This is a genomic window from Tannerella serpentiformis, assembly GCF_003033925.1.
Taxonomy (GTDB): Bacteria; Bacteroidota; Bacteroidia; order Bacteroidales; family Tannerellaceae; genus Tannerella; species Tannerella serpentiformis.
Genome location: NZ_CP028365.1, coordinates 27,966 through 49,688, shown reverse-complemented (window position 1 = coordinate 49,688; position 21,723 = coordinate 27,966). Strand labels below are relative to the sequence as shown.

16 protein-coding genes are annotated in these 21,723 nt (G+C 58.2%); 4 read left to right on the top strand and 12 right to left on the bottom strand.

The features are described 5' to 3' along the window. Positions 1-140 precede the first annotated feature (140 nt). The 4 genes from C7123_RS00220 (at position 141) to C7123_RS00205 (ending at position 7,078) form a co-directional block, all read left to right on the top strand. Positions 141-2,939: a DNA methyltransferase gene (locus C7123_RS00220; protein WP_069175354.1), complete on the top strand. Its 2,799-nt coding sequence runs from the start codon at positions 141-143 to the stop codon at positions 2,937-2,939. 119 nt (positions 2,940-3,058) lie between these two features. Beyond that, the gene (locus C7123_RS00215; protein ID WP_069175353.1) at positions 3,059-3,895 is read left to right on the top strand and encodes a CvfB family protein; all 837 of its coding nucleotides are present in this window, start codon (positions 3,059-3,061) and stop codon (positions 3,893-3,895) included. A gap of 2 nt (positions 3,896-3,897) precedes the next feature. Beyond that, a complete protein-coding gene (locus tag C7123_RS00210; RefSeq protein WP_069175352.1) occupies positions 3,898-5,694 on the top strand; it encodes a MutS family DNA mismatch repair protein in 1,797 nt (598 codons plus the stop codon). A gap of 85 nt (positions 5,695-5,779) precedes the next feature. Further along, entirely contained in the window at positions 5,780-7,078 is a 1,299-nt protein-coding gene (locus C7123_RS00205) for a UDP-N-acetylmuramoyl-tripeptide--D-alanyl-D-alanine ligase (RefSeq protein ID WP_069175351.1), read from the top strand. A gap of 438 nt (positions 7,079-7,516) precedes the next feature. Here the strand turns inward: C7123_RS00205 and C7123_RS00200 are convergent, their stop codons facing one another. The 12 genes from C7123_RS00200 to C7123_RS00145 all read right to left on the bottom strand — a co-directional run bounded on the left by C7123_RS00200 (position 7,517) and on the right by C7123_RS00145 (position 21,711). Then, the gene (locus tag C7123_RS00200; protein WP_037979033.1) at positions 7,517-9,778 is read right to left on the bottom strand and encodes a RelA/SpoT family protein; all 2,262 of its coding nucleotides are present in this window, start codon (positions 9,776-9,778) and stop codon (positions 7,517-7,519) included. Positions 9,779-9,837: 59 nt separating this feature from the next. After that, positions 9,838-11,394 carry a lytic transglycosylase domain-containing protein gene (locus C7123_RS00195; protein ID WP_069175350.1) on the bottom strand — a complete coding sequence of 519 codons (1,557 nt, stop codon included), beginning with the start codon at positions 11,392-11,394 and terminating at the stop codon, positions 9,838-9,840. Between the two features lie 58 nt (positions 11,395-11,452). Then, entirely contained in the window at positions 11,453-12,208 is a 756-nt protein-coding gene (locus C7123_RS00190; RefSeq protein ID WP_159049772.1) for a DUF5683 domain-containing protein, read from the bottom strand. Between the two features lie 16 nt (positions 12,209-12,224). Further along, entirely contained in the window at positions 12,225-13,127 is a 903-nt protein-coding gene (locus C7123_RS00185; RefSeq protein WP_038009355.1) for a ParB/RepB/Spo0J family partition protein, read from the bottom strand. A gap of 13 nt (positions 13,128-13,140) precedes the next feature. Continuing rightward, entirely contained in the window at positions 13,141-13,911 is a 771-nt protein-coding gene (locus C7123_RS00180) for a ParA family protein (RefSeq protein ID WP_037979029.1), read from the bottom strand. Between the two features lie 435 nt (positions 13,912-14,346). Beyond that, a complete protein-coding gene (locus tag C7123_RS00175; protein WP_244905556.1) occupies positions 14,347-15,099 on the bottom strand; it encodes an MBL fold metallo-hydrolase in 753 nt (250 codons plus the stop codon). A gap of 95 nt (positions 15,100-15,194) precedes the next feature. Continuing rightward, complete coding sequence (locus C7123_RS00170; protein ID WP_083206873.1) at positions 15,195-15,452, bottom strand: hypothetical protein; 258 nt, start codon at positions 15,450-15,452, stop codon at positions 15,195-15,197. Positions 15,453-15,529: 77 nt separating this feature from the next. After that, entirely contained in the window at positions 15,530-16,492 is a 963-nt protein-coding gene (locus tag C7123_RS00165) for a DUF6261 family protein (protein WP_069175347.1), read from the bottom strand. Positions 16,493-17,358: 866 nt separating this feature from the next. Next, positions 17,359-17,625 (bottom strand): toxin-antitoxin system protein, encoded by a 267-nt coding sequence (locus C7123_RS00160; protein ID WP_069175346.1) that lies wholly within the window; start codon positions 17,623-17,625, stop codon positions 17,359-17,361. 50 nt (positions 17,626-17,675) lie between these two features. Then, positions 17,676-18,191, bottom strand: a complete 516-nt coding sequence (locus C7123_RS00155; protein ID WP_069175345.1) for an NAD(P)H-dependent oxidoreductase — start codon at positions 18,189-18,191, stop codon at positions 17,676-17,678. A gap of 441 nt (positions 18,192-18,632) precedes the next feature. Continuing rightward, complete coding sequence (locus C7123_RS00150) at positions 18,633-19,376, bottom strand: RDD family protein (RefSeq protein ID WP_069175344.1); 744 nt, start codon at positions 19,374-19,376, stop codon at positions 18,633-18,635. A gap of 1,114 nt (positions 19,377-20,490) precedes the next feature. After that, positions 20,491-21,711 (bottom strand): tetratricopeptide repeat protein, encoded by a 1,221-nt coding sequence (locus C7123_RS00145; protein ID WP_038009360.1) that lies wholly within the window; start codon positions 21,709-21,711, stop codon positions 20,491-20,493. Positions 21,712-21,723 lie beyond the last annotated feature (12 nt).

Here is a 21,723-nt window from a genome sequence, read left to right as displayed (position 1 = left end):
GCCACATAACCACTGGGGCGCAGCCTCCACTACCGCGCCGCAGGCGCATAACTACCTCTGACTACCGCGCCGCAGGCGCATAACTACCGGGGCATAGCCCCTGACTCCCGCGCCGCAAGGCGCATAACTACTTGATGACTATGCAACCCCTATACAACCCAGACGCCGCCCGCGCCTTCGCCCAGCGATGGGCCGGAAGGGGCGACGAGAAGAGCGACACGCAGACCTTCTGGCTCGAAATGCTTGGCCAGGTGCTCGGTGCACCCAACCCCTTTGAGTTGATCCGCTTCGAGCGCTCCGTCAAGCTCGGACACAAGTCTTTTATGGACGCCTTCATCTCGTCGACTCACGTACTGATCGAGCAGAAGAGCCTCGGCGTAGACCTCGACACGCCGCAACGTCAGAGCGACGGCACGCTGCTGACCCCCTTCCGCCAAGCGGCGCGCTACAACTCCATGCTGCCCTACTCCGAGCGGGCCCGATGGATCGTCATCAGCGACTTTGCTCGTATCCGCGTCTACGACATGGAGACGCCCGAGGCACCGCCACGCGTCGTCACCCTGGCCAACCTCGCCGAGGAGCTCGACCGCCTCGACTTCCTCGTCAATCCCAAGGTGGAGAGCATCCGCCGGCAGGAGGAAGCGCTCTCAGTGGAAGCGGGCGAACGCATTAGTAAGGTTTACGACCTGCTCTTAGAGAAATACATCGACCCCAAGTCGCCCGAGACCCTGCGCAGCCTCAACCTGCTCTGCGTGCGCATCGTCTTCTGCCTCTATGCAGACGACGCGGGGCTCTTCGGCAAGCGAAACTTCTTCTTTCGCCATTTCGAACCGCTCATCAAATCTCCCGACCTCTTCCGCCTCGAGCTGATTCGCTTCTTCCGTGTCCTCAACACGCCGCACGACGAGCGTGACCCGTATGAGCGCAAGTTTGCGCCGCTGCCCTATGTTAACGGCGGGCTCTTCGCCGATAAGTCCGTGGAGGCCTACGCCTGGGAGGTGCCCGAGTTCAGTCCCGAAGTCATTCATGCGCTGATGATCGACGCCTCGGAGGGATTCGACTGGAGCGGCATCTCGCCCACCATCTTCGGCGCCGTTTTTGAGAGCACCCTCAACCCCGAAACGCGTCGCACGGGCGGCATGCACTACACCTCGGTGGAGAACATTCACCGCGTCATCGACCCGCTCTTCCTCGACCGCCTGCGCGACGAGTTTGACAACCTCAAAGCCATCGCCGAACCGCGTCACCGCCGTCGGGAGCTGCTGGCCTTTCAGGAGCGCATAGCCGCTATGACCTTCTTCGACCCGGCCTGCGGATCGGGCAACTTCCTGACCGAGACCTACCTCTCGCTGCGCCGCCTCGAGAACGAGGTGGTGCGCGCCGCGGCTGTCGACACGGCCGACATGGCCGTCCTGGGCGAGGCCTTCACGCCGATCCGCGTCTCGATCGATCGCTTTTACGGGATCGAGATCAACGACTTTGCCGTCGTGGTGGCGCGCACCGCGATGTGGATCGCCGAGACGGGCATGAAGCGCGAGACAGCATCGATTGTCCACCACGATCTCGACTTCTTCCCCCTCCGCTCCGAGGCGCATATCGCCGAAGACAACGCCCTGCGCCTCGACTGGCGTACCGTCTGCCCCGCGCCGGACTACATCATCGGCAACCCGCCGTTTGTGGGAGCGCGATGGATGAGTAAGGCGCAGAAAGAGGATCTGATTGGGGTCTTTGGGACGGATTGGAAGAACGTGGGAGATTTGGATTATGTCTCATGCTGGTTTAAGAAAGCTGTAGATGTAATGAAAGACACATCTATCCGCGCCGCCTTTGTGTCGACTAATTCCATCGTACAAGGAGAGAGTATCAGTATACTTTGGAAACCACTCTTCGCCGACGGTATGCATTTCGACTTTGCCTACCGCACCTTTCGCTGGGATAGCGAGATGGCCGAAAAGGCCCATGTGCACTGTGTGATTATCGGCTTCAGCATGACCCCGAACGACTTCCCGCCTCGGATCTATATCGGCAAGGGAAAGTATATCGAAGTCAAGCATATCAACGCCTATCTGATGGACGCGGACGATGTGTTTGTAGAAAGCCGGACAAAGCCCCTTTGCGAAGTGCCTGAAATGGGAATTGGAAATCAGCCGATCGACGATGGGAACTACCTCTTTACGGCGGAGGAGCGCGACGCTTTTATCAAACTCGAACCGGAGGCTGCTAAATATTTCCGCCCATTTTACGGAGCGCAAGAGTTTATTAATAACAAACCCCGCTACTGCCTTTGGTTGGGAGACTGCTCTCCCGCCGAACTGCGTCGCATGCCGCATGCCTATAAACGCGTAGAGGCCGTCAGGCAATTTCGTCTGAACAGCAAAAGGGGGGCTACACTGAAATTGGCTGACAAGCCGACCCGTTTTCAAGTGGAGAATATGCCTGACTCGAATTATTTACTTGTACCGCGAGTTTCTTCGGAGCGCAGACAGTATGTGCCCATCGGTTATATGACGCCAGATGTAATCTGCTCCGATCGTGTCTCTCTGATTCCTTCGGCTACGCTCTACCACTTTGGCATACTCACTTCTCTGCTACATAATGCTTGGATGCGCGTTGTTTGTGGACGTCTGAAAAGCGATTATCTCTATTCCAACACGATTGTCTACAACAATTTCCCCTGGCCCACGGCCACGGACGCTGACCGGGCGAAGATCGAAGCCACGGCCGAGGCCATCCTTGACGCCCGCGCCAAGTATCCGGACAGCTCGCTGGCCGACCTCTACGACGCCGCGGCCATGCCGCCCGACCTGCGCCGCGCCCACTCGCTGAACGACGCCGCCGTGCTCCGCCTCTACGGCCTCCCCGCCGACGCCCCGGAGCCTACCATCGTGGCCCACCTGATGAACCTGTACAAAGAGCTAACAGCTAAAAACGAAAAGTGAAAACCCCGAGGGGGGCACTACCTCTGACCCTCTAACTACCGGGCATAGGTGTGTTCCTACCCTCTATTCTCCCCCCCCTCTACCCTCTACCCTCTACTCTCTACTCTCTACCCTCTAAAATGGAAATAGGCAAATACAACACCCTGCGCATAGCCCGGCGCGTTGATTTCGGGCTTTATCTGGCCGACGCCGACGGCAACGAAGTGCTGCTGCCCACGCGCTACGTCCCCGACGCGGCCCAGGAAGGCGACGAGCTGACCGTCTTCGTCTATCACGACAACGAAGGCCGCCCCATCGCCACCACCGACCGGCCTGCGGCCACCGTTGGCGAGTTCGCACGCATGAGAGTCCGTCAGGTGGCCGCCGCCGGCGCCTTCCTCGAGTGGGGACTGATGAAGGACCTTCTCGTGCCCTTCCGCGAGCAGAAAATCCCCATGCAGGCGGGCCAGTGGCACATCGTCTACGTCTACCTCGACCACATCACCCACCGCGTCGTCGGCTCCGCACGCATCGATAAGTACCTCGACAACACCCCGCCCCGCTACACCCGTGGCCAAGCCGTCGACCTCTTCGTCACCGGCGAGACCGAGCTCGGATATAAGGTCATCATCAACCACCTGCACTCCGGCCTCCTCTACCGCAACGAAGTCTTCCGCCCCCTCCGCACCGGCGATCGCGCCACGGGTTACATCAAGGAGGTGCGCGAGGACGACAAGATCGACGTCAGCCTCTATCCCCTCGGCTACGATAAGATCGACGGCATCGCCGACCGCATCCTCGAAGCGCTGCGGCAGAATGGCGGCGCCCTGTCCATGCATGACAAGAGCGACGCGGACGAGATTCGCGCCCTCTTCGGGTGCAGCAAGAAGAGCTTCAAGCAGGCCGTCGGCGCGCTCTACAAACGCCACCTGATCACCATCGAACCCACAGGCCTCCGCCTCGTCGGCGAGGATTAAGGATGGAGGCACTGATCCGTTTTTACGACGAACGCATCGCGCAACATCGGGCCACACTCGAGGCGCTGAAGCGAAAGATCTATCATGCCGGCACGCTCCGCCTGCTGATCGTGGTGGCTGCTTTGGTGGCCGTGTGGGTCGCTCGTGGCGCGGGGTGGGACGTGCTGACGGGCATCGTGGCGGCGTGCGCCGTGCCGTTCGTGGCGCTGATGGTTTACCACAATCGACTCGCGGTGCAGAGGGATTTCGCCACGGAGCTGATGCGCCTCAACGAGGCCGAACGGCGGGCGATCGATTACGATTTCAGCGCATTCGATGGGGGAGGGGAGTACGCCGATGCCGCGCACCCCTTTGCGCTCGACTTGGACGTCTTCGGCGAGCAGTCGCTCTTCCGCAGCCTCAATCGCACGGTGACGTCGGCCGGGCAATCGCTCTTGGCCCAGTGGTTCATGCGTCCGCTGACGGAGCGCGCCTCCGTGCTGCGCCGTCGGGAGGCGATCCGCGAGCTGGCCGACCGGCCCGACTTCCGTCAGCATTTCTATGCCACGGGTATCGCGAGCAAGGGGCAGCGCGCGGGGGCGTCGGACCAATGGATGAAGGGCTTGCCGCGCTTTGCAGACCGCGCTGTGTGGCGGGTGCTGAAGGTGCTTGTGCCCGCGTTGTGGATCGTCGTGGCGGTGGGCTGTGCCGTCGGTACCTTCCCCACGTGGGCGGCCGGAGGGATGCTCGCCGTGAGCTTTGGTGTGGCCAATCTACCGGCCCGGCGTATCCACGCGCTGTGCAAGTCGGCCGACCGGATGGAGGGCGTGCTCAAGTCGTATGCCGCACTGATCGCTCGGGTGGAGGCGGAGACGTTCCGCGCCGAGTCGCTCGTCGTGCTGCGGCGTCGCTTTGTCCCGGCGGAGGGCGCGAGTGCTTCGCTGGCCATCCGCAGGTTGTCGCGCCTCATCGGGGCGCTCGATCAACGCTACAGCATGGCGGGGCTGCTCCTCAACTTGTTCCTGTTGCGCGACGTGTGGTTGGCCGGTCGCGTAGAGCGATGGATGGCGCGTCACGCGCGTCAAGCGGCCGACTGGTTCGAGGCGCTGGCCGAGGTGGATGCGCTGTGCTCACTCGGCGGCTTCGCCTTCAATCACCCGGACTATCCTTATCCCGACCTCACCGACGCGTACTTCTGTATGGACGGGCGCGGGTTGGGTCATCCGTTGATCCACCGCGACCGTTGCGTGCGTAACGATTTGCACATCGCCCAGCCGCCGCACTTCGTCGTCATCACCGGGGCGAACATGGCCGGCAAGAGTACCTACCTGCGCACCGTGGGCGTGAACTTCCTCTTGGCGTGTATGGGACTTCCTGTGTGCGCCGAACAGCTGACGGTGTCGCCCGCGCCGCTCTTTACCAGCCTGCGCACGGCCGACTCGCTCGCGGCTGGGGAATCGTACTTCTTTGCCGAGCTAAAGCGCCTGAAGCATATCATCGACCGACTGCAAGCGGGTGAGCAGCTCTTCATCATCCTCGACGAGATCCTCAAGGGAACTAACTCGGAGGACAAGCGGAAAGGCTCGCTGGCACTGATGAAGCAGCTCGTTGGCCGTGGAGCGTGCGGCATCATCGCCACGCACGACTTGCAACTCGGTGCCTTGGCCGACGAGTTCCCCGATGCCGTCGAGAACGGTTGCTTCGAGGCCGATATGACGGCCGACACGCTCACCTTCTCCTACCGCCTGCGCCCCGGCGTGGCCCAAAACATGAACGCCTGCTTCCTGATGAAGCGGATGGGTATCATCATGGGTAGTTAGTGGGTAGTTGGGGCGGTCGCAAGAGCCGTCCGGTAGTCAGAAGTAATCCTTTGCTCTTTTCACTTTTAGTTATTCCGTTCCAGATATGACCCCTCAAGACCTTTACCCCCTCTTTTTGCGTCACCCAGCCGTCACGACCGACAGCCGACGCGTGACGTCCGGCAGCCTTTTCTTCGCACTCAAAGGCGACACCTTCGACGGTAACGCCTTTGCCCTGCAAGCGCTCCGCGATGGCTGCGCTTACGCCATCGTAGATGATCCCGCGCTGCCTGACGATCCCCGACTCCTCCGCGTCGACAGCGTCCTCGATGCCCTGCAAGGCCTCGCCCGACTGCATCGCGAGACGCTCCGCACGCCCATCGTCGGCATCACCGGCACGAACGGCAAGACGACGACAAAGGAGCTCATGGCCGCTGTCCTCGCCCGACGCCTCCGCACGCTCTGCACGGAGGGCAACTTCAACAACCATATCGGCGTGCCCCTCACGCTGCTTCGCCTCACGAAGGCACACGAGGTAGCCGTTGTCGAAATGGGCGCGAATCACCCCGGCGAGATACGCGACCTCTGCGCCATCGCCCGACCGGACTGCGGCCTGATCACCAACGTCGGCCGAGCGCATCTCGAAGGCTTCGGATCGTTCGAGGGTGTCGTCCGCACCAAGGGTGAGCTCTACGACTTCCTCCGCTCCACGGGTGGCCGCATCTTTATCGACGAAGACAACGAGCACCTCACAGCCATCGCAGGCGGCGCAGACAGCGTAGGCTACGGCTGCACCATGCGCCCCACGACGCGCATCGCCGGACAGACCGTGGACGGCCCGCCGCCCTTCCTCGTCTTCGCTTGGCAGGAGCGCGGCGACGACCGACAGCACACGGTAACTACGCGACTCGTCGGCGGGTATAACCTGAAGAACGCGCTGGCGGCCGTGGCTGTGGGGCGCACGTTCGGCGTCCCGGCCGACGACATCTGCCGCGCCATCGCCGACTATACGCCGACGAACAACCGTTCGCAGTGGATGGAGACGAGTCGCAACCGCCTGCTCATCGATGCCTACAACGCCAACCCAAGCAGCATGCGCGCGGCCATCGACAACTTCTCCGCTTGGACGGTCGCCCCGAAGGCCGTCATCCTCGGCGACATGTATGAGCTCGGCGAAGAGAGCCCGTCGCTACACGCCGAAGTGGTGCGTCGGCTCGAGGTCTGTCGCTTCGATCGCGTCATCCTCTGCGGCCCACGCTTCACCGCCGTCGGTGGTCCGTTCACGTGTTACCCCACCGTCGAGGCTCTCACGGCCGCCCTCACCGAAAGCCCCTTGAGCGGCTACCACATCCTCATCAAAGGCTCTCACGGCATGCACCTCGAGCGCCTCATCGCAGCGTTGTGACGGGCCTCTTTATTGGAATGGGCTTGCGGCGACCCCGGTGCGCGAATGGGCGGCTTATTTTGACTTGGTGACGTTGGCAGGCCGCCTGCCAACATCGTCGGAGTGTTCGGTGACTCTGGCAGGCGGCCTGACAGCGTTACCGGAGTGTTCGATAGTCCTGGCAGGTGGCCTGCCACCGTCACCGGAGTCTCCGATAGTCCTGGCAGGCGGCCTGACACCGTTACCAGAGTCTCCGATAGTCCTGGCAGGCGGCCTGCCAGAGTCACCGAACACTCCGACGACTTTGGCAGGCCGCCTGCCAGCGCTTTCACCCGGGTATTCCGAAGCGTCCCCCCGAGCAACAGGCCGACGAATGATCACGCCAGGCTCATGGGTATACAGCAGACAGCCCCATCGATACCTATCGGTGGGGCTGTCTGGTTGTTTGCGATCTCTGGGTCAGTCCGCCACGCGTGCCACGGACTTGATGTGGGTGTTCTTAGCCAGTGTGACACAGATGTTTTGGATATCCTCCACGTTGTGCACCATCATCTTGATTTTGCCTTCGAAGACGCCATCCTTAGCCTCGATCGTGAGCTTGGTGATGTTCACGTTGAAGCTCTCGGAAATGGTGCGCGTGATGGTGTTGAGCAGGCCGATGGAGTCGATACCCTTCACCTCGAGTGTGGCCTCGAAGGAGGTGTTGATGTGGTTGCTCCAGACGGTGGAGAGGATGCGCTCGCCGAAGCTGCTCTTCAGTCTGAGGGCAATGGGGCAGGAGATCTTATGGACGACCACGTTGCCGTCGTCGTTGATGAAGCCTAAGGCCTCGTCGCCGGGGATCGGTTTGCAGCAGCCGGCGATGACGTAGTTGCGGTTGAACTCGTCCTCGCAGAGGTAGTAGGGCTTCTTGCGGTCGAACTTCGGCAGCTCCTTTTTGGGGCCGGCCGGGGTGGGCAGGATGGTCATCATCTCGCGCTTCTTACCCATGCGCAGCGCCTGTTTGAGGTACTTGAAGAGTACGTTGTCCGTCTTCTCTTGCACGATCTTTTTGAGGTTATCGGGCAGGGTGACTTCGCCCTTTTCGATGGCGTAAAAGAGGCCATCACGGGTGGGGAAACCGTAGTAGACGGCGATCTTGTCGAGCAGCGACGAGGCGGGCGCCTCGAAGCCAGACTTGTGGAGGGCGGCCAACAGCTTCGCTTCGCCGGCCTTGGAGGCCTCGCGGCGGACACGCTTCAGGTAGGCCTCCACCTTGCTGCGGGCCTTGGCCGTTACCACGAAGGCGAGCCAGTCGGCCGATGGCTTCTGCGAGCGGGAGGTGAGCACCTCCACCTGGTCGCCGCTGGAGAGTTTGTGGCTCAGAGGCACGAGGCGATGGTTCACCTTGGCGCCGATGCAGGTGTCGCCCACGTCGGAGTGGAGGGCATAGGCAAAGTCGAGCGCCGTGGCACCTTGGGGCAAGGTTTTGAGCTCGCCTTTGGGGGTGAAGACGAAGATCTCAGACGAGAAGAGGTTCATCTTCACCGTGTCGAGGAAGTCGAGCGAATCGGGGTTCGGGTTTTCGAGAATCTCGGTGATCGTAGCCAGCCACTTGTCTAATTCCGTATCCTCCTCCACGTGCTTCTCCTTGTATTTCCAGTGCGCGGCGAAGCCCTTCTCGGCGATCTCGTCCATGCGGCGGCTACGGATCTGGATCTCTATCCATTGGCCGTCGGGCCCCATGACGGTGAGGTGGAGCGCCTGGTAGCCGTTCGATTTGGGGCGGCTCACCCAGTCGCGCAGACGGTCGGGGCGGATGCGGTAGATGTCGGTGATGGCGGAGTAGATGTCCCAACAGAGGTTCTTCTCGTCGATACCCTCCTTCGGCTCGAAGACGATGCGCACGGCGAAGATGTCGTAGATGTCTTCGAAGGGGACACTCTTGGCGTTCATCTTGTTCCAGATGGAGAAGGCCGATTTGACCCGGGCGCGCATTTCGTAATGCAGCCCCATGGCCTGCAACTTCTCGTCGACGGGTTTAGCGAAGTGCTCGAAGAGGCGGTTGCGAGCGCCCTCAGTGGCGGCGAGCTTTTGGTTGATCAGCTCGTATTCGCGGGGGTGTTCGTACTTGAAGCTGAGGTTCTCTAACTCCGTTTTGATGGCAAAGAGGCCCAGACGGTGGGCCAGCGGCGCGTAGAGGTAGAGCGTCTCGCCGGCTATCTTGTATTGCTTGGCGGGGAGCATGGAGCTGAGCGTGCGCATGTTGTGCAGACGGTCAGCCAGCTTAATGAGGATCACGCGGATATCGCTGCTCATGGTTAGGAGCAGTTTGCGGAAGTTCTCCGCCTGCGCTGAGGCATGTTCGTCGAAAACGACACCGCTGATCTTGGTCAGGCCGTCGACGATCTGGGCGATCTTATCGTCGAACATGTCGCGGATGTTCTCCACCGTGTACTCGGTGTCCTCCACCACATCGTGCAGCAAAGCGCAGCAGATGGAGGTCGAGCCGAGGCCCATCTCGTTGCAGACGATACGGGCGACAGCCAGCGGGTGCATGATGTAGGGCTCCCCGGACCGACGGCGTACACCCTTGTGGGCTTGGTTGGCGAAGTTGAAGGCCTTCGTGATACGCTCGATTTTGCGTCGGTGGTTAGAGTGGCAATAGTCATCGATCAGGCGATTGAATTCGTCCTGGATCATTTGGTTTTCGGACTCGGGCCGATCATCCTGTGCATTCATAACGGGGAATATGAGGTAGTGAGGTGGAATGGGCGAGCCGATGGCCCGCCCATAGGTGATTAGCGGCGCTTGCGTGCCTTGGTCGTCTTTTTGCCTGCGGCGGCCTTCTTGGTCGTCGCACCCTTCTTGGATTTCTTTTGTGCGGTGGCCTTCTTGCGAGCTGCGGCCTTGCGGGCAGCTGCGGTGCGTGCGCGGGTGGACATGGCGGTGCGTCTTGAAGCTGGGCGGGCGGTGTAGGTGTTTTCGCCGGCCTCGGATCCATCGGCGCGCTTACCGTCATACGTTACGCCACCGGTATCCACGTAGATCGTCAGGCGCTTGCCACGCGGCACCCGGTTCGTGCGCAGGTTGTTCCATTTGCGAATGTTCTGCGCCGTGACGCCGTATTTGTTGGCGATCGTATAGAGATTCTCGCCTGATTTGACGGTGTAGCGAATCATCTCGGTCTTTGGCTCGGAAGGTTTGTCCTCCTGATCGTCGGAAGAAGGCTCTGTATAGCGCTTCGGCAGGTAGGCGGCCAGCAGTTCGTCGGCCCGATAGGCGCTGATGGTATCCTTCTTATCGATATAGGCGTACGTAGCGGCCACGGGCAGCTTCAGTACGCAGGGCTTGATGTGTCCGGGGATGATTTCGCGTTTGTACTGCGGGTTGAAGGTGCGCAGCATCTCAATGTCCACATTCAGCACGTCGGCCACCTGTCGGAGGTGCATCAATCTGTCCACCATCACCGTATCCGTAGCCACCGAAAGGCTGGTGCGCATGGGGCAAATATTATGCTCGCAATGGTAGGTCATGATGTAAGTCGCCGCGATGAAGAAAGGCACATACGAGCGAGTTTCGCGGGGCAGATAGGGGTAGATCTCCCAAAAGCTCGTGCGTCCGCCTGCGCGCCGAATGGCCTTATTCACGTTGCCCGGGCCGCAGTTGTAGGAGGCCAGCACAAGGTACCAGTCGCCAAACGTGGCATACATCTGCTTGAAGTACTTGCAAGCCGCGTGTGTGGAGGCGATCGGGTCGAGGCGTTGATCGATCAAACTGTTGATCTCGAGACCGAACAACTTGCCGGTGGGCAACATGAACTGCCAAATGCCCGCGGCACCTGCGCGCGAATACGCTCGGGGGTTGAGATTGCTTTCGATGATGGCGAGGTACTTCAATTCCAGCGGGAGATCGTATTGGTCGAGCACCTGCTCGAAAAGTGGGAAATAGAGATCAGCCATCGCCATGACATAACGCACCAGCTCGCGGCGTCGGTCTGCATAAATACTGATACAGTTGCGAACAATCGGGTTATAGTCCATCGGTATAATGGTGGCCATGCGCGAGAGCCGGTCGCGGTATACATCGTCCGATACAGGGGCATTCTCGTCGTGGTCGATACAGTAGGGGTCCGACTGAGAGAAATACTTGGCGTGCCAGCTTTGGAGGAGTGCGCGCACATTCTCATCGAGCACTTCGGGGATAAGTCCGACGTCCTCATAGGTCGAATCGGTGGAGAGGATCGAATAGTCTTCACCGATTATCTGCGTGTTATGGTCGTCATCGTCCTGCGCAAAAAGGGTTGACGGGGCGATGAGGGACGCCGCGCCGAGGACTGTAAAAAAGAGCTTCTTCATATCGTGCGTTGAATAAATAGTCTATGTGTTCGGGTGGAAAAAGTGGAGCATACGGCTATCAGAAATGGATACTGCACGCTAAACCAAACGCGGCGGACGATCGGTTCGTTAGCGGGGTGACGGTCGGGGTGAGGTGCAGAGACAGATCGGGGGAGATGTCGAAATCGAAGAGCTGCGCGTCGACGTACGCATCGGCCATGCAGAGAAAGTACCAAGCGACGGTCAGGATCACGCTGAGGTCTCGATAACGCCTGTAGTAATCCTTGCCACTCTTTAGATTGCTTCGAAAATTGGCGTTGGAAATATAGTCCTTCGGGTCGCGGTTGCGAGGCACGAAGTTTTGCCAACTCTGATGCCAGGTGGAGGGCGAATTCACGTCGTCCGTCATAATGTGCAGATAGGCCTCAGAATAATCGCGGTAGTTTTTGTTATTCCACGTAATGGCGTAGACGAAACCCATGAAGCCGCCGTAGACGATGGGCAATTTCCAGTATTTCCGGTTGTAGATCTGACCCAGCCCGGGGAAGACGGCCGAATAGATCACGGCGCGTGTAGGGTTCGGGCGGAAGGGGGCGGGGAGTGGCGAGGAGGCGGTGCGTCCGATGGGCGCGGTGGCCGAATCGGCGCGGTGCCAAAGCTCGCGGGCGGTGAGGCTGTCGACGAGCAGGCCGTCGACTCGGAGCAGGGTATCGGCCGGATCGGGTAGGGTTGTGCCGAGTGTGTCTGGCTGCTGGGCCCGCACTACGGCGGGTAGCGCGGTCCAGACGGCGGCGCAGACCAAAAGTCGGCTGAGGGTTTGACTGACCTTACTCACGCGGTGCACATCTCGTTTAACTCTGCTTCATGCCGTCCAGTAGGCGCATGATGCCTTCCAATTCTTGCTCTGAGGCAAAGGGGATGGTGATCTTCCCCTTGCCGTTTCGTTCGTCGTAAGTGAGGCGCACTTTCGTCTGAAAAAAAGCGGCCAGATGCTCCTTGAGGATCTTAAATTCATCCGGGAGGAGCTTGTGGGGACGGCGCTCAGGGTCGGCCTCGGCCTGTTGGTGCTTGACCTCGGCGGAGGCGTTGCGAGCCAGCTCTTCGACGGTGCGCACCGAGAGTCCCTGCGTCAAAATCTGCTCGTAGAGGGCCAATTGCACCTCCGGATCCTCCACCGAGAGCAGGGCACGAGCGTGCCCCATGTCGATGCGCTTATCCTTGAGTCCGACCTGAATCTCCGCCGGGAGCTTGAGCAAACGCAGGTAGTTAGCCACCGTAGCGCGCTTCTTGCCCACGCGCTCGCTGAGTTGCTCTTGCGTAAATCCGTTGGCGTCGATTAGCCGCTGATAAGCGAGGGCCGTTTCGATGGCGTTCAGATCTTCGCGCTGGATGTTCTCAATGAGGGCCAGCTCAGCGATATTCTCGTCTTCGGCGGTCTTGATGTAGGCGGGGATCTTGTCTAACCCGATCCTTTCGGCAGCCCGATAGCGGCGCTCGCCCGCGATGATCAAGTAATGGCCATCGCCTTTTTCTTTGAGTATGATCGGCTGTATGACGCCGTATGTGCGGAGGGACTGGGCCAATTCCTCGAGTGATTCTTCTTCGAAAATGGAGCGTGGCTGTCCGGGGTTGGGCTCGATGCGATCAAGCTCTATTTCGTTAATGGACGACGATCCGCTCGTCACAATTTCGTCTGGCGGGGCGAGCAGTGCGTCGAGTCCGCGACCTAATCTGTTGCGTGTGGCTTTGGCCATAAGAGGTGCGTATTTATGCGGTGGTGTTCTTTTCGATAATCTCCTGGGCGAGCTGCATGTGGTTCGTCGAGCCCTGCGACTCGGCGTCGTAGAGGAGGATGGGTCGGCCGAAGCTGGAGGCCTCGACCAGTTTGACGTTGCGGCGGATGACGGTCTTGAAAACCAAGTCTTGGAAGGGGCGCTTGACCTCTTCGTAGATCTGATTGGCCACGCGGAGGCGTGCGTCATACATGGTGATCAAAAAACCTTCGATCTCGAGGGATGGGTTGAGCTTCGACTTGATGATTTTGATCGTGTTCAGCAGCTTGCTAATACCCTCAAGGGCAAAATATTCGCATTGCACGGGGATGATGACTGCGTCTGCGGCCGTGAGGGCGTTGACGGTGATCAGTCCGAGTGAGGGCGAGCAATCGATGAGGATGAAGTCGTAGCTGTCGCGGAGGGGCTGGACGACGCGCTTCAAAATCTGTTCCCGCCGCTCCATGTTGAGCATTTCTATCTCGGCGCCGACCAGATCGATGTGCGAGGGGAGCACCTCGAGTCCATCGAGTTCGGTGCGCACGATGGCCTCCTGCGGCTCGTCGCCATTGATAAGGCATTCGTAGAGCGAGGTGGGTAAATTCTTAATGTCGACACCCAATCCGGAGGAGGCGTTGGCCTGCGGATCGGCGTCGATGACGAGCACGCGCTTCTCCAGCGCAGCCAGCGAGGCAGCCAGATTGATCGTTGTCGTGGTCTTTCCCACGCCGCCTTTTTGATTGGCTAATGCGATAACTTTTCCCATTGAATATTGGCTTTGAGACAAGTCAAAGGTCGGCTTGTTCCACGTTCTGCGTCGGCCTTTGTTCGGCGCAAAGGTAGTTCTGTTTTGTGTTTATTGGAATACGTCCATGCGTGGAACGGCCCTAACGTGGCGGGAAGTGCTGTCGATGATAGGGTGGGGAAGCCTCGTTGGGAGGGAAAAACAGACGCTCCGTATGCACCTAACGCCTAATCTACGCCTCTTGCGAAGCGTCCCAAGGGACGTATTCAATACGCCCCTACGCCGGCACCTACCTAAGGGTCGACGGGGATCTATTGAAAGGAAACGGATTCCTCCATGCGTGTCAGATGGAAAAAATCTCGGGTTGCGCTGTCGGCGATGGGGTGGGGGAGGCGGTATAGAAGTCGTTCGTTTTGCGAACGAAGGCGGAGGGGCGATAGGCGTCATGACAGAAAACTACGCGGAGGTGATCTCTGGCGGCCTCGTCGAGCAGGAGGCAGCGCTCGCGGTAGGAGTCCAGGGGCGGATGTCGTAGGCCGAGATCCACGTGGGGGATAGGTGGGCCGCCGTGGGGACGATGTCGCCGGGGAAGAGCACGCCCGGCCTGCCGTCGGGGCGTTGGATGCGGACGGCGATCTGCCCATCCGTGTGGCCGTCGTGCAGGGTCAGGCGGACGAGTGGATGGATGAGCGTCTCGGACGTGTCAATGGGGGAGAGGAGGCCGGCGTGGCGGATGGCGTCGATATGTTCGGTGGAAAAGGAGTCCTTCTCGAGGGCGTTTGGAGCGGCGCAGGCGTCGAGCTGGGCACGGCTGACGTGAACGCGGGCGCGCGGGTAGGTGGCTACAATGCGCCCCAAGTCGTCCATTCGGGTCGTGCCGCCGCAGTGATCAAAGTGCAGGTGGGTGAGGATGACGTCCGTCACGTCGTCAGGCTGGATGCCGAGGCGAGCCAGCGTAACGGCGGGGTCCGTCAATTGATGAAAAGCGTAATACGATCGGCTGAGCCGTTCCAGATGTTTCGTGCCGACGCCTGTGTCAATCAGCAGGATGCGATCCTCGACACGGACCAGACCGATCTGCATGGCTAGCACGCAACGGTTCAGGTGATCCGCCTCGTAACGTCGTCCCCAAGCCGTACGTGGCACGGCGCCGAACATGGCACCCCCGTCGGCATAAAAAAGTCCTGCGTTAAAAAGTTGGATAGTCATGGCGTGGGATGATTGATGAGGGATGGTCAATGATTTCGCTGCGTGGGTGCGTCATTCGGTGAGAAATGAAATGGGAACTGCCGACACTTTAAGATCTACAGCGAGGCGACGAATTCTTTGAAATGATCGACATCGAGCACCTCCAAATTGTCGTTCTCGCGGGCTTCACGAATGGCTTCCATCGTCTCGGGATTAGGCTGACGACGGATTAGCTTCCGAAGCATCTTTTCTACATAGCCGTTCAGGCTTTTGTTCTCCCTCTTCGCCTCTTTTTCCAGTTGGTCGATCAGACCTTTATCCAGATGAAGGGCAATTTCCACTTTCCCTGTCGTTCCCATGATGATCTCAATCAATCTAAAAATTAGCGCCCGATACCAGGGGGAAAACCCGCCGGGTACCGGGCCTTTTTAGGGGTTCACCTTCCGTTTCTTTACTCTTCCGGCAAAGTGATCTCCGGACTGCTTCCGCCACCCGGCGCGCCACCGCCGCCGCCACTGCCCGTGTCCGGTTTCTTGCCTTCGCCGCCACCCTCGGGCTTCTTCGGCGCCTCCGGCTCGGGGAGATGGATATCCGGCTTGTCGCCCTCCTTCGGTTTCTTGGGCTTCGGCTCTTTCGGTTGGGGCGGGGTATCCGGTTTCTTCTTCTTTTTGTCTGCCGCCGATTTTTTCTGAGCCAGACTCTGGTGGTAAGCCTTATCGGTCCGGTCGACGAGGCTGTTCAGATGCTCGGCGAGCTTCTTGAGCGCTGCTTTATCGACCGACGCGACGCCGGAGACATAGGCCGCTTTGAGCATGAAGATCACGCGGTTATAAACGGCATCCGTCTTCGGTCGCACTTCAGCCGCCGTCGGCAAATTGCTTCGGTGCGGGTTCTTGACACTCTGCAGATAGAGCTTTTTGCATTCCCCGTTGGCCGCCTCCAATTTCGCGAGGGCAGACGTGAGGCGCAACGTGGTCACGTGCGCAGCGTTCTCGGTTTTCTTCAGGTCGACCAGCAGGCCATCGATATGCGACGATTGGCGGTCGAACGACTCGCGCTGCACCCGTCCGTAGCTGTTGATTACCAGTGCCAACTCCGACGCAGCCTTCTCCTCGGCCTCTTCCGGTGAGAAGACGCAAGCACGAATCAGCCGGAAGATGTAAGTAAGAATGCGATCACGCTCCTCGTTCTTTTTGTTCATCGTTTTGGTTAGCGTCTCTGCGACCACCTCCTTACCGATGTCTTCTTCGGTATCGATATTGCCTTTCCACTCCGTTTTGAGCGGTTCCGGGAGACCGATTTTTGCAGGCTCGTATTCGTTGACTAAATCGTAAGCCCTGCCGTGAAAATGTACGTGTTGCCCGTTGTCGAGCTTTTTCATCCCTATGGGATCAATTTCAATGATTTCGTCCATTGTGTCATTAATTTGAATGGGTATAAAAACGATCAAAAATAAGCATAGATCAGATAGATGCAAGAAATACGCGTCACTTTTCGGATCCGAGACGTGCGCTGCGCCCCACGACCGATCGGCGAACGGTCTGCGTTTGCCACAGATCTGAGCAAAACCCGCCGGGTTTCATTCAAACTTGTGGCAAAGCCCAAAACCCGGCGGGTTTCGCTCCATGTCGAGTGGCAAAGCCCAAAACCCGGCGGGTTTCGCCCCATGTCGAGTGGCAAAGCCCAAAACCCGGCGGGTTTCGCTCCATGTCGAGTGGCAGAGCCCAAAACCCGGCGGGTTTCGCTCCATGTCGAGTGGCAGAGCCCAAAACCCGGCGGGTTTCGCTCCATGTCGAGTGGCAGAGCCCAAAACCCGGCGGGTTTCGCTCCATGTCAAGTGGCAGAGCCCAAAACCCGGCGGGTTTTGCTTCATGTCGAGTGGCAAAGCCCAAAACCCGGCGGGTTTCGCACCGCATCGTTTGGCGGACTTCAAAACTTGCCAAGGATGGCGCCCCACACGTGCGACTCAACGCCTCTCTGACCTCAAAAAGCATTCAAGCGCCCTACCGCTGTAGGAACGGGGGCGAATGTACAAACATTTAGAAAAGCGAATAGGGTAGGGGGTCAGAATTATTTTTCAACAGACCGGTGGGAGTGCTTTTCGTGGCCTCTGAGGGATCGCGGCGCCCATCTGAAGTGCGATCCTCGCCACGTCTCCTCTCCTACCCCCGCATATAATAAGGAAACGCGCGTGCGCGTACATTATATATATAGCAATGGCCGGCATCCGTCCTGAGGAAGATACCGGCCATTGATGTCCAAAAACAAGAACAGGCGATTTTAGTCTTCGATCGCCTCGATGGACTTCATAAACGCTTCAAAACTGCTTGCATCCAGTGTGCCCGCATACCGACCTGAGCGCGCTTCCTCGATGGCCTCAAGGGTCGCTTCGTTCGGCTTGTAATAAATGGCGTCCAGCAGGATGCTCTCTACAAAGTCATCCACGCTTTGGTGCTCCTCTGTGGCTTTTTTCTTCAGGCGGTCAAGGAGCCCTACGCTCAGATTGAATGCAGCCCGTTTTTTGGGTGTTTGTGCAATCGTTTCCATTGGATGTCTCGTTTTTGGGGGTTGTACAAAGATGGGATGATACGTACCCTTCACTTTCCCAGCACCAAACGCTGGTAGGCCGCGCGCGACTCGGCCACCTCGGCGGGGTCGAGATTGTCGCCATTGCAGAGGGCAACGAGGCCGATGTATTGGGCTTGCACGTAACGGATGGTGGCGATGACGGGCAGGGCGGACTCCTCGATGGTGAACCCGATCTCTTCGCGGGTGAATGTCTCGCGGGGGCAGCCGGCCGTGATCACGATGCCGATGGATTTGCCCTTGAGCGCCTCGCGCGTCCCGAAAGCCCAGCCAAAAGCGAGTACCTCGTCGATCCACTTTTTGAAAAAGGCCGGGACGTCGTACCAATACATGGGGTACTGAAAGATAATCCGGTCGAATTGCTCTGCGAGGCTTTGCTCAGCGGCAACATCGATGCGTCCGTCGGGGTACATTTCGTAGAGGTTGCGAATGACAACGGGTGCCCCTTCGGGCAGGGATTCGAGCAGCGCTCGGTTGGCTTTTGACACCGGGTAGTTCTCGTGCGTCAATAAAATCAGGGTCTTCATAAGCTAAAAACTAAAATCTAAGAATTACTTGTTGGGTTATGGGGTGAAACACTGAAATCTAAGAACAAATGGGTGGGTTATGGGGTGGAGCCTGTCGTCCGAATGGCTTACGCGCCGCGTGGACAGGCTGAACGCCAAAATCTAAGAACAAATGAGTGGGTTACGGGGTGAAATACTGAAATCTAAAAACAAATGGGCGGATTGTGGGGTGGAGCCTGTCGTCCGAATGGCTTACGCGCCGCGTGGACAGGCTGAACGCCAAAGTCTAAGAACAAATGAGTGGGTTACGGGGTGGAGCTTGTCGTCCGAATGGCTTACGCGCCGTGTGGACAGGCTGAACGCCAAAATCCAAGAACAAATGAGTGGGTTACGGGGTGGAACACTGAAATCTAAGAACAAATGGACGGGTTGCGGGGGCGATACAAGGGCCTGAATCCCGATTTAGACGGCCGCCTCGAGGGCGTAATGCTGATAATCGCGAACGAGGGTGCGGAGCAGGGCCTCGTCGGCCGTGCCATTGTTCGCAAGCCCGAGAAAGCGGCGCACCTCGTTGGCCAACTGGCGGATACGCTCGGGGCGCGTCTGCCGGTCACCGCCCGTGAGCGTGCGATTGATGAGGTCGACTTGTGCCAGCGAGAGCCGTTCGGCCTGTGGGAAGACGGGCTGGTAGTCGTGGTTCAGATGGCTGAACTCGTCGAGTGTGACGTGGATCTTCTTATAGTCTTTCTCCTTGATGACGAGCGTTCCAGCCGCCAAGTCGCCGACCCGCTGATTGTTCTTAGTCAGGGCAATACACAGTATGCCGACGTACGAGGTGTGCATGTCGATGAGCAGAAACAGCCATCGGAACAGGTAAGCCGCCACGGTGGGCCTGTCTCCGTTTTTCATGACTACGCGCATGCCCAGGAAACGCTTGCCGGGCGTCTGCCCATTGTTGAACGTCTCCCAAAAGAAGGTGTAACCGAGCGCGGGAAGGTAAAAGACGGAGAGTATCAGGAAGGAGCCAAACGCACCTTGCTCGCCCCCAGTCATTTGCATGTAGGCGATCCAGAGCCCAAACACGGCCGCGCAGTAAACGAGTAGCAGCACGGTGTCGATCAGCCGCCCCAGGACGCGCGCGCCTAAGCTCGCCGGTGTCTGGTCGATCTGTACGTATTGGCCGGTGACGATGGTAGAATCAGACATAAAAATCGGAGTAGTTACAGGTGGATGTTATGCGTCGCAAGGTGCGGAGCGTCGGGTTAGGCAGCCCTCCCGCGCCTCAGTCCGTAGACCTCGGCCCATTTCAGGCACACCACAAACGACGGAAAGGCTCTCCGCCCAAGCGTTGAATGCGCAAAGATAGACGCCGCCCGAAACTCCCTGAAAAGTTCAGGCACTCTCACCCGACGATTCCCCTTTTTGTCAAGGTTTAGGCGGGTGCGTTCGTTGGGATAGCATTTTAGGGTAAGGGTTTGGCGGGTACGTTTTTGGGGATAGTGTTTTAGGGCAAAGATTCGTGGGGTACGTTTTGAGGGGGTGTGTTTTGAGGTAAGGGTTAGGCGGGGGCATTTGTCGGGAATGTGTTTAGGGGCAAAGATTCGTGAGGTATGTTTTGGGGAAGTGCATTTTGGGTTAAGAATTAGGCGGGGACGTTGGTCGAGATAGCTTTTTGAGGCAAGGATTGGGCGGTAACGTTTGTCGAGATCGCTTTTGGGGGCAAAGATTCGTGGGGTATGTTTTGGGGAGGTGTGTTTTGGGTTAAGGGTTAGGCGGGGACGTTGGTCGAGAATGTGTTTAGGGTCAGGTTTTCGTGAGGTACGTTTTGGGGAGATGTATTTTGAGGTAAGGTTTAGGCGGATACGTTTTTGGGGATAGCATTTTGAGGCAAGGGTTAGGCGGGAACGTTCGTCGAGATTATATCTCAGATCCATTTCCCGGTCGCACAGATTGCGCTGAACATCAAACGCGACGAAACACCTCCGAGACGGTATTCGGATCGTCCTTTTTCCCGAAAAGCGGATTCAAGACCTACTTCCGACCGTGCATCTCGCCCATTTTTCTGTGCGATTCCTGTGTGACTCTCCCATTTGCGCCCCAAAATGCACCGCGGTATCGGGATGAATTCCAGACAATCCACGATAAGCCATCGTGGCGGCTGATTAGGTCCAAAAACAGCCCCTCCCCTCCTACTTCCGTATGATCGATAATAACAATTATGTTAACCTGTAATCATAGGGGAGAGGGCATAAAAAAATCCGCGCGACACCCTCCGGATCCATGGAGGGGCCGCGCGGACAGCCAAAAATATTGGACGGATTTACTTCGACATTTCTGCGTTGATCGCGTCGAACTCCTTGTTCATACTCAGATTGTAATAAATGCCTCTGAGTCCGATCATGTATTCTCTTTCCTCTGGTTTCAGCTTGTGTGCCTTCTCAAAGAACGGCAGCGCTTTGCGAAGCATCGCTTCAGCCTTGGCCTTCTCCGCCTTATACTGATTCTGGTCGTTCAGCGAATTGGCCTTGTCCAGCAAGCTCACGCCTTGGTTGAAATAGAGACGCCCCACGCTGAAGATGTTCGATGGATTCTCAGGATCCAAGTCGAGCGCTTTCTTGTAAGCCTCTTCTGCCTTGGCTTCGTCCTTCAGACCGACCTCATAGAGGCTGCCGAGGGCGAAATAGAGCTGCGGGTTGTTGGGGCTCTTGGAAATGGCCGTGTTCAGCAGCTGCATAGCCTGCTCATTGCGCTTGGTGCTGATGTAGACATTGATCATGTTGTTCAGGAAGTAGCTCGAGTCGGGGAAGAGCTTCATGCCCTCCTCCAAGGTCTTCTCCAAGCCGACTGTGTCCTTGAGTACCTGATCGTATACGTAACAGAGCGACTGATAGACATCAAAACGACGGTAGTCCGTTCCTTTTGCCCGGTTCAAGTCCTTGATAGCCTGCTGAGGATCGTCCATTTGCATGGCGGCAATGGCCGCGTAGAATTGCACGATCATAAAGTTGGAATCTCTTGCGGCCGCTTTTTCGCCTTTCATAAAGGGCAGGTCGGCGATCTCGAGATATTGCTCAAAGAAATCGTGGGCTCTCTTGTAATTCCTCTGGTCGAAGAAGTACGCGCCTCCGTTCAAGTAGTAGAGGATGTTTGCGTTGAGCGTGCCCTTGATGTTCTTCGTGTATTTGGGCTTCACCTTGCCCTTCTCGTTGGGCAGTTGGTCAAGCCGATAGGACTCCTTGAAGTACGGCAGGATGTTTCCCAGCGCCTCATACATGACGGCTTCGTCGGGCTTCTGTCCGAGGATCTGCTTCATGTTTTCGGTACTGAATTGCGTGTCTTCAATGAGGCCGGCCACATACCAGGTCTTTGCGTCGTCCTTTGTCTCAGCGTTTTCCATGGCCCCTTTGATCAGGGTCCGGGCTTCGTTGAAATCCGGTTTGGAATCTTTCGCAATGCGTTCTGCATCGGATACGGCCTTCTTCTGACCAAAGACGACGGTCGTCATCAGACACAAGCCGATGGTTACTAATACTCGCTTCATGTTCTCTAATTT

Bases quoted from the DNA above. Each gene is read 5' to 3' on its own strand.
- C7123_RS00220 (WP_069175354.1), top strand. From the start codon at position 141: ATGCAACCCCTATACAACCCAGACGCCGCCCGCGCCTTCGCCCAGCGA.
- C7123_RS00215 (WP_069175353.1), top strand. From the start codon at position 3,059: ATGGAAATAGGCAAATACAACACCCTGCGCATAGCCCGGCGCGTTGAT.
- C7123_RS00210 (WP_069175352.1), top strand. From the start codon at position 3,898: ATGGAGGCACTGATCCGTTTTTACGACGAACGCATCGCGCAACATCGG.
- C7123_RS00205 (WP_069175351.1), top strand. From the start codon at position 5,780: ATGACCCCTCAAGACCTTTACCCCCTCTTTTTGCGTCACCCAGCCGTC.
- C7123_RS00200 (WP_037979033.1), bottom strand. From the start codon at position 9,778: ATGAATGCACAGGATGATCGGCCCGAGTCCGAAAACCAAATGATCCAG.
- C7123_RS00195 (WP_069175350.1), bottom strand. From the start codon at position 11,394: ATGAAGAAGCTCTTTTTTACAGTCCTCGGCGCGGCGTCCCTCATCGCC.
- C7123_RS00185 (WP_038009355.1), bottom strand. From the start codon at position 13,127: ATGGCCAAAGCCACACGCAACAGATTAGGTCGCGGACTCGACGCACTG.
- C7123_RS00180 (WP_037979029.1), bottom strand. From the start codon at position 13,911: ATGGGAAAAGTTATCGCATTAGCCAATCAAAAAGGCGGCGTGGGAAAG.
- C7123_RS00175 (WP_244905556.1), bottom strand. From the start codon at position 15,099: ATGACTATCCAACTTTTTAACGCAGGACTTTTTTATGCCGACGGGGGT.
- C7123_RS00165 (WP_069175347.1), bottom strand. From the start codon at position 16,492: ATGGACGAAATCATTGAAATTGATCCCATAGGGATGAAAAAGCTCGAC.
- C7123_RS00160 (WP_069175346.1), bottom strand. From the start codon at position 17,625: ATGGAAACGATTGCACAAACACCCAAAAAACGGGCTGCATTCAATCTG.
- C7123_RS00155 (WP_069175345.1), bottom strand. From the start codon at position 18,191: ATGAAGACCCTGATTTTATTGACGCACGAGAACTACCCGGTGTCAAAA.
- C7123_RS00150 (WP_069175344.1), bottom strand. From the start codon at position 19,376: ATGTCTGATTCTACCATCGTCACCGGCCAATACGTACAGATCGACCAG.
- C7123_RS00145 (WP_038009360.1), bottom strand. From the start codon at position 21,711: ATGAAGCGAGTATTAGTAACCATCGGCTTGTGTCTGATGACGACCGTC.